Annotated in this window: 12 protein-coding genes and 1 tRNA gene; 3 read left to right on the plus strand and 10 right to left on the minus strand. The window is 68.3% G+C overall.

Features of this window, described 5'->3' with window-relative positions; all coding sequences use genetic code 11:
- Window positions 1-399 carry a MerR family transcriptional regulator gene (locus tag ACOJVU_RS15135; RefSeq protein WP_421530525.1) on the plus strand — a complete coding sequence of 133 codons (399 nt, stop codon included), beginning with the start codon at window positions 1-3 and terminating at the stop codon, window positions 397-399.
- Here the strand turns inward: ACOJVU_RS15135 and ACOJVU_RS15140 are convergent.
- From ACOJVU_RS15140 to ACOJVU_RS15165, 6 genes are all read right to left on the minus strand, one after another.
- Complete coding sequence (locus ACOJVU_RS15140; RefSeq protein ID WP_421530526.1) at window positions 396-1,721, minus strand: UDP-glucose dehydrogenase family protein; 1,326 nt, start codon at window positions 1,719-1,721, stop codon at window positions 396-398. The two genes, ACOJVU_RS15135 and ACOJVU_RS15140, sit on opposite strands and share 4 nt — an antisense overlap.
- A 96-nt stretch (window positions 1,722-1,817) precedes the next feature.
- Window positions 1,818-3,221 carry a DUF7159 family protein gene (locus ACOJVU_RS15145; RefSeq protein ID WP_421530527.1) on the minus strand — a complete coding sequence of 468 codons (1,404 nt, stop codon included), beginning with the start codon at window positions 3,219-3,221 and terminating at the stop codon, window positions 1,818-1,820.
- 262 nt (window positions 3,222-3,483) lie between these two features.
- Window positions 3,484-4,977 carry a DUF7159 family protein gene (locus ACOJVU_RS15150; RefSeq protein WP_421530528.1) on the minus strand — a complete coding sequence of 498 codons (1,494 nt, stop codon included), beginning with the start codon at window positions 4,975-4,977 and terminating at the stop codon, window positions 3,484-3,486.
- 219 nt (window positions 4,978-5,196) lie between these two features.
- Complete coding sequence (locus ACOJVU_RS15155) at window positions 5,197-6,858, minus strand: DUF7159 family protein (protein ID WP_421530529.1); 1,662 nt, start codon at window positions 6,856-6,858, stop codon at window positions 5,197-5,199.
- A 109-nt stretch (window positions 6,859-6,967) separates the two neighbouring features.
- Window positions 6,968-7,540 (minus strand): dCTP deaminase, encoded by a 573-nt coding sequence (gene dcd / locus ACOJVU_RS15160; RefSeq protein ID WP_421530530.1) that lies wholly within the window; start codon window positions 7,538-7,540, stop codon window positions 6,968-6,970.
- Window positions 7,541-7,575: 35 nt separating this feature from the next.
- Window positions 7,576-8,241, minus strand: a complete 666-nt coding sequence (locus ACOJVU_RS15165) for a hypothetical protein (protein WP_421530531.1) — start codon at window positions 8,239-8,241, stop codon at window positions 7,576-7,578.
- Between the two features lie 166 nt (window positions 8,242-8,407).
- Here ACOJVU_RS15165 and ACOJVU_RS15170 point away from each other — a divergent pair.
- A tRNA-Gly gene (locus tag ACOJVU_RS15170) sits at window positions 8,408-8,481 on the plus strand.
- Between the two features lie 124 nt (window positions 8,482-8,605).
- Here the strand turns inward: ACOJVU_RS15170 and ACOJVU_RS15175 are convergent.
- From ACOJVU_RS15175 to ACOJVU_RS15185, 3 genes are all read right to left on the minus strand, one after another.
- Window positions 8,606-11,536 (minus strand): RND family transporter, encoded by a 2,931-nt coding sequence (locus tag ACOJVU_RS15175; RefSeq protein WP_421530532.1) that lies wholly within the window; start codon window positions 11,534-11,536, stop codon window positions 8,606-8,608.
- Window positions 11,533-12,081, minus strand: coding sequence for an MmpS family transport accessory protein (locus ACOJVU_RS15180; RefSeq protein ID WP_421530533.1), 549 nt, complete (start codon window positions 12,079-12,081; stop codon window positions 11,533-11,535). The genes ACOJVU_RS15175 and ACOJVU_RS15180 overlap by 4 nt, the downstream gene beginning before the upstream one ends.
- Window positions 12,082-12,376: 295 nt before the next feature.
- Window positions 12,377-13,045: a TetR family transcriptional regulator gene (locus tag ACOJVU_RS15185; RefSeq protein WP_421530534.1), complete on the minus strand. Its 669-nt coding sequence runs from the start codon at window positions 13,043-13,045 to the stop codon at window positions 12,377-12,379.
- A gap of 234 nt (window positions 13,046-13,279) precedes the next feature.
- Between ACOJVU_RS15185 and ACOJVU_RS15190 the strand changes: the two genes are divergently transcribed.
- Window positions 13,280-13,816, plus strand: coding sequence for a hypothetical protein (locus ACOJVU_RS15190; RefSeq protein WP_421530535.1), 537 nt, complete (start codon window positions 13,280-13,282; stop codon window positions 13,814-13,816).
- A 24-nt stretch (window positions 13,817-13,840) separates the two neighbouring features.
- Here the strand turns inward: ACOJVU_RS15190 and ACOJVU_RS15195 are convergent.
- Window positions 13,841-14,742: diguanylate cyclase domain-containing protein (locus ACOJVU_RS15195; RefSeq protein ID WP_421530536.1), on the minus strand; the 902-nt coding region annotated here is incomplete at its 5' end.

Genomic DNA, 14,742 nt, shown 5'->3' on the forward strand with positions numbered 1-14,742 from the left:
ATGCAGATCGGCGAGGTGGCGGTGCGCACCGAGCTGTCGGTGCGCACCGTGCGCCATTACCACGACGTCGGGCTGGTCGAGCCGTCGGCGCGGTCGGTGGGCGGATTTCGGCTCTACACCGAAGCCGACGTGCAGCGGCTGTTGGTGATCCGCCGGATGAAGCCGCTCGGGTTCTCCCTGGCGGAGATGAAACGGCTGCTCGACGCGCTGGACGCGCTCCGCGCTGGCCCCGATTCCGCCGGTGCCACCGGCGCCCAACGCGAGCGTTCTCGCGCCGTCCTCACGCGGTGTGAGGAGCAGACCCGCGACAGCGCCGCGCGACTGCGGCGTCACCTCGCCTACGCCGACGAACTCACCGAGCTGCTGGCCGCCGCCGCGGCCGGCACGCGCGGCAGCTAAGGCCGCCGCGCCCCCAGCCGGAAGACCCGCCACCCCGCCCGCTCCCAGCGGGCGACGTCCAGGCAGCTACGGCCGTCGACGACGACCCGCGCGCGCACCCGGTCGGCCAGGTCGTCGGGGTCCAGGTCGATGAATTGGCGCCACTCGGTCAGCACCAGCACGGCGTCGGCACGCTCACAGGCCTCTTCGACCGACACCGCGTAATTGAGCGTCGGGAACAACCGCTGCGCATTGTCCAGCGCCTTGGGGTCGTAGACGTTGACCGCGGCCCCGTTGAGCTGCAGCTGGCCGGCGACGTTGAGCGCGGGCGAATCGCGCACGTCGTCGGATTCGGGTTTGAACGCCGCCCCGAGGACGGCGATGTTGGCGCCCAGCAACGAGCCGCCGCAGGCGGTGCTGGCCAGTTCCACCATGCGGGTGCGGCGCCGCATGTTGATGCTGTCCACCTCGCGCAGGAACGTCAAAGCCTGGTCGGCGCCCAACTCTCCGGCGCGTGCCATGAACGCGCGGATGTCCTTGGGCAGGCAGCCGCCGCCGAAACCCAGTCCGGCGTTGAGGAACTGGCGCCCGATCCGCGGGTCGTAGCCCAACGCGTCGGACAGCAGACTGACGTCGGCGCCCGCAGCCTCGCAGACCTCGGAGATGGCGTTGATGAACGAGATCTTGGTCGCCAGAAAGGCATTGGCCGACACCTTGACCAGCTCCGCGGTCTGCAAATCGGTCACCAGGAACGGGATCCCGGCGGCGAGCAGCGGGGCGTACATTTCGTGGACAGCAGGTTCGGCACGGGTCGAATCATCTTGCACGCCAAGCACGATCCGGTCCGGGTGCAAGGTATCGTGCACGGCATAGCCCTCGCGCAGGAACTCCGGGTTCCATGCGATCTCCACGTCCACCCCGCTGGGCGCAAGCGCCGCGGCTCGTCGGCTCAGCTCGGCCGCGGTGCCCACCGGTACCGTCGATTTACCGATGAGCACCGACGGCCTGGTCAGCCGCGGCACCAGTTCGTCGATGACGGCGTGGACGTGACACAGGTCGGCGCCGTACTCGCCTTTCTTCTGCGGCGTACCCACGCCCAGGAAATGCACGTCGGCGAAGTCGGCGGCCAGGTCGTAGTCGGTGGTGAACCGCAGCCGCCCCGCGGCGAGGTTCTCGGTCAGCAGCTTGCGCAAGCCGGGCTCGTAGAAGGGGATGTCGCCGCCGGCGAGCTTGGCGACCTTACCCGGATCGATGTCGACCCCCACGACGTCGTGGCCCAGTTGCGCCATCCCGACCGCATGGGTGGCTCCCAGATACCCGGTGCCGAACACAGTGCATCGCATACCACCGGTGTATGCGGCCCCGATGAGCTGACCGCGTCGACTCGCTGAGCGTTAGTTAAACGGCAGATGACACCTGACCTCGGCCGGCCAGGCGCGCTACAGCCCCGGAATGCCGATGCCCGGGATCCCGAACCCGCCGTGGCCGTGGCCCCCACCGAATCCGGGACCGCCGCGGAATCCGCCGTGCAGCGGTCCGCCGAAACCGCCGCGGAACGGACCGCCCCCGATACCGGGTATCGGTATCGGGATGGGCATGGGCGCTACCGGCGGCGGTGGCGGAAGCGGGGGCGCAGCGGCCGGAAGAGGAGCCTGCTCCGGAGCGGGTGCCGCCGGAGCCGGAGCCTGAGGAACCGGGGCCTGAGGAGCCGGGGCCTGAGGAGCCGGAGCCGGGGCGGGTGCCGCCGGCTCGGGAGCGGGCGCCTTCGGTGCCGGCGCGGGCGCGGCCGGCGCCGGCACCCGATGGGTGGGAGCGACGAGTTTGTGGCCGGGGTTGGGTTTCACGCCGGCGTGCGGCCGGATGGTGACCGCCAGGGCCACGACCAGTGCCGCCGCACCGACGACGAAAATCCCCGCCAGCGCGATTCCGAGCACCGTGAACCTGCGATCGCGGTAGCCGCCGTCGAGGAGGTCGGTCGCGCCGGTCTGGGCGCCCGGGTAGGCACCGGTATAGGCGTCGTCGTCTGCGACGGCACTGTAGGCGAGGTTGTCCAGGCCGGCGTCATCGCCGGCCTGGACATAGCCGGGAGCGCCGGCCAGCGGATCGATGACGCCGGTGCCGGGGTCCTGGGCGTAGGCCAGCGCCGCGGTCGACGACGCGAACAGTGGGGCGCTCGCCGACGCCAGCGCGGCCCCGCGGGCCAGTGCCGTGGCCGGCTCCTCCGGCGTGGTCAGCGGCAGCGCGGTCGCCTTCTCCAGCGCCGGCTTGATCATCGGGATGTCGATGCCGGCCCCGACGACGAACACCGCGTCCGGGTGCGGGGCCAGGCCCTCGGCCTTGGTGACCAGTGCGGCCAATTGGGCGACCGCCGTCTCGTCGTCGTCGGGCAACACCTGCCGGTGAACGTCGGTGATCGACCCATCGGCACTGTCGACAACCGCCAGGGTGGCGGTGTCGGGCTCGATGTAAAGCAGAGCGGTCTGCGCGTAGTTGGTGTCGTTGCCGACAGCTTGGGCCAACGCGGCCGCAGCCAGGAAGGCGGAGACCAGCATCACATTCTCGATCTTGTGAGCGGCCAGCGCGTCGCGCAGCGCGGCGGCCTCAGCGGGATCGGAGAAGGTGACCCCGGTGGAGGCCAACTGATAGCCGCCCTCGGCGGCGCCTTCCTTGGTGCCGAGGATGGCCGACACCACCTGGTCGGCCGCACTGATCATCGCCGTCCCGGCGTCCGAGCCTATCTGGAAGTTGTCCTCGTCGACGATGGCACCGTCACCGCCCTGCCCCTCGACGAGCACCATCTGGACTGCCGTCGGCGCCATCGAGACGCCGAGTACCGTGTCCAAAGCTGCTCCATCGTCTGTGTCAGCCGGTGGCATCGAGCCGTCGTCCCCACAACCCCCGCCGGCGATGACGCGCCGGCCGCCCTCATCAATGTCACGCTTGGCACACAACTTTACGCGCTCCCCGACGGGCGGGACGGGTGCTGTTCACGGTCAGAGGACACCGCGCTGGGGTATCGGTCCGGGTGAGCTTTTTCCAGTTCCCGGCGTGGGGCGGCCGTTGCTCCACCTTCGCCTCGCGGTTTGCCGCGCCGCCACGCGAGGGCTACCTGAGCCCGAAACCACCGAATCCGCCGAAACCATGACCGCCGCCGAAACCACCGAAACCATGACCGCCGAAACCGTGGCCCCCACCGAAGCCGCCATGACCGCCGCCGAAGATCCCACCCAGCGGACCACGGCCGCCCCGGAAAAGACCACCGCCGAAGGGAGCCCGCGGGCCCAGCCCGCCGAAGGGGCGATGACCACCGAACGGGCCGTGTCCGCCGAAGGGGCCGACGTTGAGAGGACCGTGACCTCCCGCCCGGGGCACGAGCGGACGGATGATCGGCACCCGGGGCACGGGAACGACCGGCGGAACCACCGGGACCCGGGCGGGCGCGGGCGGGGCCGCGGGAACCGGAGCCACCGCCGCCGGGGGCGCGGCACGGGGCACCACCACGGGCCTGGGCGGCTTTGCCTGAACCTGGGGCACGGGTGCGGAATGTGTTGGGACGATGATGTTTTCGTTGGGACTGGGCCGCAGGGCCACCGTGGGGCGAATGTTGATGGCCAGGGCGATCTCCAGGGCCACGACCGCCGCGACGACGACCACCGTCAACATGCTGCCCACCAGTACCAGGGGTTTGCGCCGAAGCGCCTTTGGCCGCGGATCGAAGAACGCGGTCTGCGCGTCGGCATCCTCGTCCGGCACAGCACTGTAGGCGACGTTGTTCTCGCCTTCCCCAGGATCGCGGGACGCGTCCGGAACGCCCTGATAGGCGGGCAACAGACCGGGCGACTGCTCGGCGAGAGCCGTGGGGTCGACCTCGCCGGCCCCGGGGTCCAGCGCGTACGCCAGCGCGGCCGTGGACGACGCGAACAACGGCGCATTGGCCGCTGCCAGCGCCGCACCCCGCGCCAGGGCCGTCTCCGGTTCGTCGGGTACGACCACGCTGAGCGACGTCGCGGCGTCCAACGTCGGCGTGATCAGCAGGACATCGACGCCGGATCCGACGACGACGACGCCCTCGGGGCGCGCAGCCAGCGCGTCGACACCGGAAACCATCTCGGCGAGTTCGGCAACCGCTTCCTGGTCGTCGTCGGCAAGAACCCTGTGGAGCACGTCGGAGACCGCTCCGTCCGCGGTGTCGATCACGGCCAGGGTCGCCGTGTACGGCTCCACGAAGAGCAGCGCGGTGTGCGTGCAGTCGGTGGCGTCGCCGACGGACTGAGCCAGCGCGGCCGCGGCCATGAACGCCGAGACCAGCATCACGTTCTCGAGTTTGTGGTCGATCAGCGCGTCGCGGAGTATCGCGGCCTCGACATGATCGGTCCAGGTCACCCCCGTCGACAGCAGCTGGTAGCCGCCCTCTTCAGCGCCTTGCCGGGTGCCCAGTATCGCCGCGAGCACCTGGGTCGGCGCGTCGGCGGGCGACGACTGCCCGATGACGTCGAAGTCGTCCTCGTCGACGATCACCCCGTCGGCGTTCTCCCCCTCGACAAGCACCAAGTGGACCTTCGTCGGCGTCATCGCGACGCCCAGGACGATGCCCACCACTGCTTCCACCCCCTCGGGTAATTCGCCGCGACTTGCCCGCGCACCGGACCTTCCTGACTACTGGCCGGCGGAACCAAGGGGTTCGTGGTGTTCTGGTTCATGGGAGCGACAGGGCAGTTCTGGACCGACCGCAGCAGTTCGAGAATACCCGCGCGGCGAGCAGGCTGCGGTCGGTCCGCATTCGCCGCGAGTTAACCTGCGCGGCTCTGCGCCCTACGGTCAGAGTCGCCCGCCGAATCCGCCGAAACCCCGGAAGCCGCCAAACCCGCCATGACCACCGCCGCCGAAGAGCCCATGACCGCCGAAGGGCTTGGCGCCGAAGGGCTTGGCGCCGAAGAGCCCATGACCGCCGAAGGGCTTGGCGCCGAACGGTCCACCACCGTGACCACCACCGAGCGTTCCACCGCCACCGAACCGCCCAGGGTCACCGGGACCCGCACGGGGCGCCGGTTCATGGCCAAACCCGGGACCGCCCGCAGCGTCCGGACCCCGCGGCGCGGGCGGCATGGTCTGCTCGCCAGGAACAGGGTGCGGCGGGGACAGCGGACCCGTGTCACCGCTGATCGGCGGTGACTGCGGGTGCGGCACCGCGGCCAACGGGGGGCTCAGGACGCGGTCGAGACGGGGCACGTCGACCACGGGTGCGGGCACGTGGATCGTTGGCACCCGGGCGGGCGCCAACGGCGGAACCACCACCGGCATCGCCACGACCGGGGCCGCCGGGACCGGAGGAGCCGCGCGCACCGGGGGAGCCACCGGCGGATTCAGGGGTTTGGGCGCCGCCACCGGTATCGGCACGCTGAGGTGCGGGGGCGGCGCCGCGGCCCGGACCGGCGCGGGCGCCTGCCGGGTCGGGATGATGATGATGAGGTGTTGGCCGGGAGTGGGTTGCAGGGCAACCGTGGTGCGGATGCCGATCGCCATCGCGATCTCCAGCGCCAGCACCGCACCGATGCCGGCCACCGCCAGCCAGCTGCCGATCAGCAGGGCGGGCCGGCGGCGGGGTTGGGCCGCATCGGAGGCGGAACGGCCCTCGCCGCAGGAGGTCGGGGCTTCGGCGTCTTCGTCCGTCACCGCGCTGTAGGCCAGGTCGTCCGCGCCGGGAACACCAGAGAGGCTGAGGCGGTCCGGCAGATCGGATACGTCGACCGCACCGGTACCGGCGTCCTGGGCGTAGGCCAGCGCAGTGGTCGAAGAAGCGAACAAGGGCGAGTTCGCCGACGCCAGCGCCGCGCCGCGGGCCAGCGCCGTCCGAGGCTCCCCGGGCACACTCACATCCAGCGACGTCGCCGCCTCCAGCGTCGGCCGCAGCGCGGCGATGTCGACACCCGATCCCACCACGAACAGGCCACCCGCGGCCGGTTCGGATTCGTCGAGCCCGGCCACCATCTCGCCGAGCTGCGCGGCGGCCTCGTCGTAGGACTCGGCATGGATGCACGCCGTACGGACGTCGGCGACGGAGCCGTCGGAGGTTTCCACGAGTGCCGTCGTCGCGGTGCCGGGCTCCACGAACAGCACCGCGGTGCGCTCGTAACCCAATGCGCCCCCGACGGATTGCGCGAGCGCGGCGGCGGCCAGGAACGCCGACACGAGCATGACGTTGTCGATCCGATGGGCGGCCAGCGCGCCGCGCAGCGCCGCCGCCTCGTGCTGGCTGGTCCAGCTCACCCCGATCGACGACAGCCCCAGGCCCGCGTCGGCCGCGCCCTCGCGAGTGCCCAGGATGGCGGCAATCACTCGCTCGGGAGGGTTCGCGCCGGCAGTATCGGCGGCGGCGTCGAACTCGTCCTCATCGATCGTGGGACCGTCGGCGTTCTCGCCCTCGAGCAGGACCATCTGGATCGATGCCGGTGCCATCGACACCCCGAGCACAGTGTCCACAACCCATCCTCCACAACTCCGCAGCCGGCGATGGTCGGAACGGAGGAGAAACCACGCGGACCGCTGCCCTCATACTGGGCGGCGAAGCTGTGCTGCGGTCCTGCCGAAGCTAGGTACTTCGTATGAAATTCTGGTAGGAGCGTGACGGCGTGGGTCCCCGCTGGCCCTGGTACTTGGAGCCCACGCTCGAGCTGCCGTACGGATGTTCTGCCGGGCTGGTCAGCCGCAGGATGCACAGCTGGCCGATCTTCATGCCCGGCCACAGGGTGATCGGCAGGTTGGCGACGTTGGAGAGCTCCAGCGTGATATGGCCGCTGAAGCCCGGGTCGATGAACCCGGCCGTCGAGTGCGTCAGCAGACCGAGGCGGCCCAGCGACGACTTGCCCTCCAAGCGTCCCGCGAGGTTGTCGGGGAGCGCGAACAGTTCCAGCGTCGAACCGAGCACGAACTCACCCGGGTGCAGCACGAAGGGTTCGCCGGGATCGGGTTCGACCAGACTGGTCAGCTCGTCCTGCTGCTCGGCGGGATCGATGTGGGTGTAGCGGGTGTTGTTGAACACCCGGAACAGCCGGTCGAGGCGGACGTCGATGCTGGAGGGCTGAACCAGGGTGTCGTCGAAGGGGTCGACGCCCAGCCGGCCGGCGGCGACTTCGGCCCTGAGGTCATGATCGGAGAGCAGCATCCGCCGAGCCTATCCGCCCACGGAGACAGCCCGGCTCAACGCAGATACATCTCCCGACCGGTGGGATATCCGCCGCCGGTGGTGGTGACGTGGACGTGGTCGTAGTGCCCCAGCCTGCTCGATTGTGCACCTGTGGGCGTGTAGTAGACGCCGCGCCAGATCGCGTCCTGCATGCCGAACCGACGGGCGTTGCGGCGTACGAACGCCACGATCCGGTTGCCGAGCGCGATGCCCTGGGCGGTGCCGGGGTTGGGAATCATCACGTCGATCGCCAGGCCCCTGGGATGCCACGGCAGCGGATCCGGCCGCACCCCGCCGATCTCGTGGATCTCGGGAAACTCTGCGCTGATGGCGCGGGCCGCCAAAATGGTCCTGACCTGCATACCCCGCTCTGATGCGACACCGACCGGCAAGAACCGGGGTTGCCGATGGTAGCGGGATGCGGCGACGAACTCGGCGCTGCGGACCGCGCCGTCACCGGGCGTCCCCGCTGTACCCTGAGCCGGCATCGCCGCCACCACCTCGAAACAACACGGTTCGGCGTCGGCCACGACCGGCTCGGCGACGACCTCGCGGACCTCACGCGCGGCGCCCGGGTACGCATCGGCGCTCGCCGCCACGAAGACGACGGCGGGGGCGGCTACCGCTGCCAGGAGCATTGCCGACCTGCGGCGCGTCTTGGGTAACTCGTGCCTGCCCACAGGAGGCACCCTACGAGATAACGAATTATCACGAAAGGGTGAACATCGGGCCATCGCCATCGGGGGTCGCCGAGCCGGTGCGTCCCCAACAGCTACTCGGCCCGCCGCGACAACGCACGAGCGGTCCTTCGCGCGGCAACGGATGCTAGCCTTTCGGAGCGACACCGCCGATGTAGTTCAATGGCAGAACATCAGCTTCCCAAGCTGAATACGCGGGTTCGATTCCCGTCATCGGCTCCACGAAACTGCAGACAGCGGCCGGTCGTTCACCGCTGAGCACAGAACCGGCGTCGCGCCTCCATCAAAGCCGAGTCGCAATTCGACCACGCCGGCGCGAATCGCGACACTCACGCGCCTCGTGCGATCAGCGCGACTGTACCAATCCGCCCGCCGGGCGCTCCTCGACGTTCTTGAGGATCAAGTCGCGCACGGCGGGACGCGGACCGTACGGCCGCAGCATGGTGCTGGCCGGCCGCGGACGCACGTGCTGCGGCCACCAAAACCAGCGCCCGAGCAGAGTGGCCAGCGACGGCGTCATGAACGACCGCACGATCAAGGTGTCGAACAACAGCCCCATCGCGATCGTCGTGCCCACCTGGGCCATCACCAGCAGCGGGCTGAACATGAACGTGGCCATGGTCGCGGCGAACACCAGACCGGCGGAGGTCACCACCGAGCCCGAACCGGCCATCGCGCGGATCGTCCCCGTTTTGAGTCCGGCGTGGATTTCCTCCTTGAACCGCGATATCAGCAGCAGGTTGTAGTCCGAGCCGACCGCCAGCAGCAGGATGATCGCCATCGCCAGCACCATCCAGTGCAGCTTCATGCCCAAGATGTACTGCCAGAGGAGCACAGAGAGTCCGAATGAGGCGCCCAGTGACAGCAACACCGTACCGACGATCACAAAGGCTGCCACGACGCTTCGGGTGATCACCAGCATGATGATGAAAATCAGTGTGGCTGCGGCAACTCCGGCGATCATCAGGTCGATGTTGGAGCCGTCGTGCATGTCCTTGTACGTCGCGGCGGTACCGCCGAGGTAGACCTTGGCGCCCTCCCAGGGCGTGCCCTTGATCGCCTCGTGCACGGCCTGCTTGATCGGTTCGATGTGGCTGATGCCTTCAGGAGTCGCCGGGTCGCCTTCATGGGAGATGATCAACCGGACGGCGTGCCCGTCCGGGGAGATGAACTGCTTGAGACCCCGCGCGAAATCCGGGCTCTTGAACGCCTCCGGGGGCAGGTAGAAGGTGTCGTCGTTCTTGGCCTTGTCGAAGGCATCGCCTTCGGCGGTGGCGTTGTCGGACTGCGCTCTGGCTTGTTCGTTGAGACCCATCGTGGTCGCGTAATTCGACATGATGGTGTCCAGGTTGCGCTGCTGGCTCTCGATCTGCGGCGGGATCAGCGCCACCAGCTGCGGCTGAATCCGGTCCAGCTTGTCCAGGTTCGCGCTGAGGTTCACGATGTTCTGCGCCACCTGGTCGATGCCGTCCAGCGCGTTGAAGATCGATCGGATCGCCCAGCATGCCGGAACGTCGTAGCAGTGTCTCTCCCAGTAGAAGTAACTGCGGATCGGCCGGAAGAAGTCGTCGAAGTTGGCGATGTCGTCGCGCAACGCCTCGGTGATCTGCACGGTTTCCCTGGTCAGCCTGGCTGTTTCGTGCGTCGTGTTGCTGAGGTCCTGGGTGACCCGCATCTGCTCATGCAGGGTCGCCATCGTCTTGTGCAGCTCGTCCGCCTGCTTGAGCAAGTTGTTCGCCTGCTCGTCCTGATAGTGCTGGGTCTGGATCCGCGCTGCAGCCTGTGCGCTCATCTGGAAACCCAGCGTGCTGTGGTCGAGCGGCGTGCCCAACGGCCGGGTGATGGTCTGCACGCGGCCGATGCCGGGGATGTGGAAGACCGCCTTGGCGACCTTGTCCAGGACCAGGAAGTCGGCCGGGTTGCGCAGGTCGTGATCGGTCTCGATCATCAACAGCTCAGGATTGAGCCGAGCCTGGTCGAAGTGCCGGTCCGCGGCGGCATATCCGACATTGGCCGGGGTGTCCGCCGGAAGGAAGTGGCGGGTGTCGTAGTCCGTCTTGTAACCGGGCAGGGCGAGCAGACCAACCAAGGCGACACCGATGGTCACCGCGAAAACCGGTGCGGGCCAGCGGACGACCGCCGTGCCGATCCGGCGCCAGCCCCGGGTCTGCAGCTTGCGCTTCGGATCCAGGAGCTTGAAGAACGACGCCACGGTCAGCACCGCGGGGCCCAGGGTCAACGCCGCGAGCACCGCTACCAACAGGCCGACGGCGCACGGGGCGCCCAAGGACTGGAAATACGGCAATCGGCAGAAGCTCAGGCAGTACATCGCCCCGGCGATGGTCAGGCCCGACCCGAGGACGACATGCGCGGTGCTGTGGAACATGGTGTAGAAGGCTTCTTCGCGAGTCTCCCCCAGACCGCGGGCCTCGTGGTAGCGGCCGACCACGAAAATCGCGTAGTCCGTTCCGGCGGCGATCGCCATCAACACCAACAGGTTGTTGGCGAACGTGGAGAGTCCGATGATCTCGTAGTTGGCCAGCAAGGCCACGACGCCCCGGGCCGCCAACAATTCGACGAAGACCATGAACAACACGGCCAGGACGGTGACGAGCGAGCGATAGACGAAGAGCAGCATGACAAAAATCACCAGGATCGTGATCATGGTGACTATTGCGACGCCTTTCTCGCCTGCGTGGGACTGGTCGGCAAACAACGGAGCCGCGCCGGTGACGTACGCCTTGATCCCCGGCGGGGCGGGCACCGAGTTGACGATCTTGCGGACGGCGTCGGAGGATTCGGCGGACAGGCCACCGCCCATGTTGCCGGCGAGGTAGACTTGGACGTAGGCGGCTTTCTGGTCGTGGCTCTGGGAACCGGCGGCGGTCAGCGGATCGCTCCAGAAATCCTGCACGTGCTCAACGTGCTTCTTGTCCTGCTCGAGGCGCCTGACGATCTCGTCGTAATAGCGATGCGCTGCCGCTCCGAGCGGCTTGTCACCCTCCAGCAGGACCATCGCCGAGCTGTCGGAGTTGAACTCCTTGAACGTCGATCCGACGCGCATCGTCGACTGGAAGGACACTGCGTCCGTCGGACTCATCGACACCGAGTGGTTTTTGGCGACGGCCTCGAGTTGCGGGGCCACGGTGTTGGTGACAACGACGATGCCCAACCACACCAGGACGATCGGCAGCGCCATCCGATGGATCATTCGCGGTAGGAACGGCGGGATCAGCGGCTGATCGACGCGCGGCGGAGCCTCGCTCGGCTCGCTCATGCGGACTTGTCCAGGCAGTAGACGAAGGGGTTCACTGTTTCGTCGGAATCCGAGCGATTCGGGGCCTTGATGACGTCACCGCGACCGTCGTGGTTGTTCACGACGAATCGGCACGCGATCCAGCTGCCGTCTCCTTGCGCGATCAGGTTTGCCGGGATGCCGGGCTGCGTTGAACTCAATACTTTGCTCCAGGGCAAGGGCACGTTCAGTGCCTGCTGCGGATGGGTGTTTTCGTCGAGATAGTTGATGGTCGCCGTGCTACCCGGTGAGCCCCAGACCTCGAGCGTGATCGTCTTGGCGTTGAACTGGTCGAGGACCTCACCCGAGGTGCCGCCACCGAACGAACCGCTGTGAACGCCGAAGATACCGTGCAATCGGTATACGACGAATCCCGACACACCAACGACGGCCGCGATCGTGAGCACCAACCAGAAACGCCCCAAAATGCCCTGTTTCTTGGCGCGCTGCGGACCGACCTCGTTGCCCTCCCTGCCGGCCGAGCCCTGCTTCTTCAGCGGTTCGGTCCTTGGCTCAGTCATCGTCATGGGCGCTTCAAGTCCTTCGTCACGGGCGCAACACTAGTTAGCCCGTGTGCAACCTTGGAGATGACCCACGGGTCCTTGATCGGGTTGGCCATAGCAGTCCCCCTTCGACGGCCTTCCTTCATCCGGGCGTCGCTGCGGCGGCTGGTTTCCGACGCCCGCGGCGTGACCCCGGCCCCCTACCGGTTGCGGCGGAGGGTTGCGCGGTCGGCTGCGGCCCCGAGTGCTCGAAGAGTTCGGGACCGTCTTCACCGGTTGCAGTTCGCCAAACCACAGCGCTCCGGCCTCCTTCCTGAGTTCATGAGGATCCCGGGACGAGGCCGATGCAGGTGGCCGTCAGCAGGCGGGTGAGAGCGGTTGCGAAGTCCAGATTCCACTCGGGCGGAACCACTTCGGGCTCCTCGGCGTAGATGTCGGTCAGGTGCTTCGGCGAGTTCGCGACTTGCCACAGCGTCGCCGCCAGCGAGTAGGCGGCCAACAGGATGTCCAGCGAGCCCGATCGTCCGAGTTCGGGCAGCGCGCATCCGATCGAATCGGCCAGCGAGAGTGTGGCCGCGGTACTGATCCGCCTGACCTCGACGACCCGCTCAGCATCCACCTCGTGTTCCAGGTGCAGGTGCAGGTTGGCAAGCAGGTCGCAGAACAACGGGTCCTCGGCCAGGGCTTCGGCCAATGTCTCGGCGATGCGCGAGGGCGACTTCGCGCCGGGCTCGGCCAGCTTCTCCGACACGGTATTGGACCATCGCACCCAGCCCTCGGCGGACAGACGCAGCAGGACTTCCTTGTAGGAGGTGAAGTAGCGGCGTACCGCCGAATAGTGAATTCCGGCGCGGCTGGCGACCGCGGTCAGGGTGACCGACGCGACGCCCGTTTCCATTGCCAGCGAGCGTGCGGCTTCCACGAGGGCCTCCGCACGTTGGCGCTTCTCTTCCTCGGTGCGAGCGCGCTGGAATGTCAGTTGCGCCACCGGCCGAGCTTAACGCACGTGGTGTGATTTGCATAACGCACAAGGATTCTGGCTCACCCCAGTCGTCTCGGGGCCGCCCGATCATGGCGAAATCGCCGTGCATCCTCCCGATGTCATCGGCTCCACGGCTGAGCTGCGCCACCACCCCGGTCTACCCTCGCCCGGTCTACCCTCGCCCGGTCTACCCTCGAAGACGGACGACAAGCGACCCGAGAGTGACTGGGAAGGCGCGCAATGCTCGCAGCATTCGGATTCGACACCCTGGGCGTGGTCGTCGGGGACATGTTCTTCGTCGACCCGTCGCCGCTCGAGGGCCAGGAAACCCCGGAACGGGGAGTCAGGCTGGAACTGCGCCTCGTCGACCGCGGCGCGCCGCAGGGGTCCATCTACGCCGGCGTCCCGATCTCCTTCGATCGGCCGGTGTGGCGGGTGGACCTGTTCGGGTCCACCGAGAGCCCGCCGGGGACGCTGGACCGGGCTCACCACCACCCCCGCTTCAACGGGTGGGAACCCGGGCGGCGGAACTTCGTCCCCGAACTGTCGGCCGACCCGGTCTCCTGGCTGGCCGGTCAGCTGGCCGACCCGGCGGCCGTGCTGGCACGGGCCGGCGTCGACGCCGACGAGGTCACCGAGGCTGACAAGACCGCGCTGGCCGCGTCGGCCCCGGAGATCCTCGCCACGGTGAAGCGGATGCTCGAGCAGGTGGCGGACGGACAACTGGCCCCGGCCCCCGCCGAACCCGTCGCCGCGGCCCGCACCGGCTGGCTGTGACGCCGGCCCGGCCCGGGCGATGAGCTACCCGCGACGGTTGCGGGCGGGGCCGTGCCGGTCGGGAACCCCGGTCCCGTCGCTTGACGCCCGCCCCCGCTCCTTCGCCTGATACATCGCAAGATCTGCCTCGTGCAGGATTTCGGCGGGGTCACGCTGCTCGTCGGGCCGCACCGCGACAACCCCGATGCTGGCGCTGATGCAGCTGACATCTGGGATCCCGTCGCCGTCGCGCCCGGCGACGACCGGTTCGCTCAGCGCGAGATGCAGCCGGCCGGCGACGAGGTCGGCCTCGGTGTGCTCGACAGGACCGGCCAGCAGCGCGACGAACTCGTCGCCGCCGACTCGTCCGACCAGATCGTCGGGGCCCAACGCCGCACGGAGGCGCTCGGCGGTGATTCGCAGCACGGCGTCGCCGGCGTGATGCCCGAGCGCGTCGTTGACCCGCTTGAATTTGTCGAGGTCGATGAACAGCACCGCGCCCAACCGGTGATCGCCGGCTTCCAGCGCGTCGGTGATCAGGTCCAGAATGTGGGCACGGTTGGGCAGCCCGGTCACGTGATCATGTGTCGCCTGATACGCGAGTCGCCGGTAGGTGGTGTGTTGCTGGGTGACGTCGGTGAACGACACCAGCACCGATGACCCGGTCGGATCCGCGGGATCGAGCAGCGACCAGTTTGCGGAGACCCAGACGCGCCGTCCGTCGTCCAATCGGTCCACACCACAGACCCGGCCCCGCTGCGGACTGGTTTTCAAGTTTTCGAGCACTTGACGACGATCGACGATGAGCAACCCGCCGTCGCTGTCGTAGATCGGCATCGGGTGTGACGTCACCAACTCGAGGGCGTCGACACCCGTCTCCCGCATGCCCATGATGCGCAGCGCCGCCGGGTTCACCGATTCGACGATTCCCTCGGCGGAGATGACGA

This window comes from Mycobacterium sp. THU-M104, from assembly GCF_049197365.1.
Taxonomy (GTDB): Bacteria; Actinomycetota; Actinomycetes; order Mycobacteriales; family Mycobacteriaceae; genus Mycobacterium.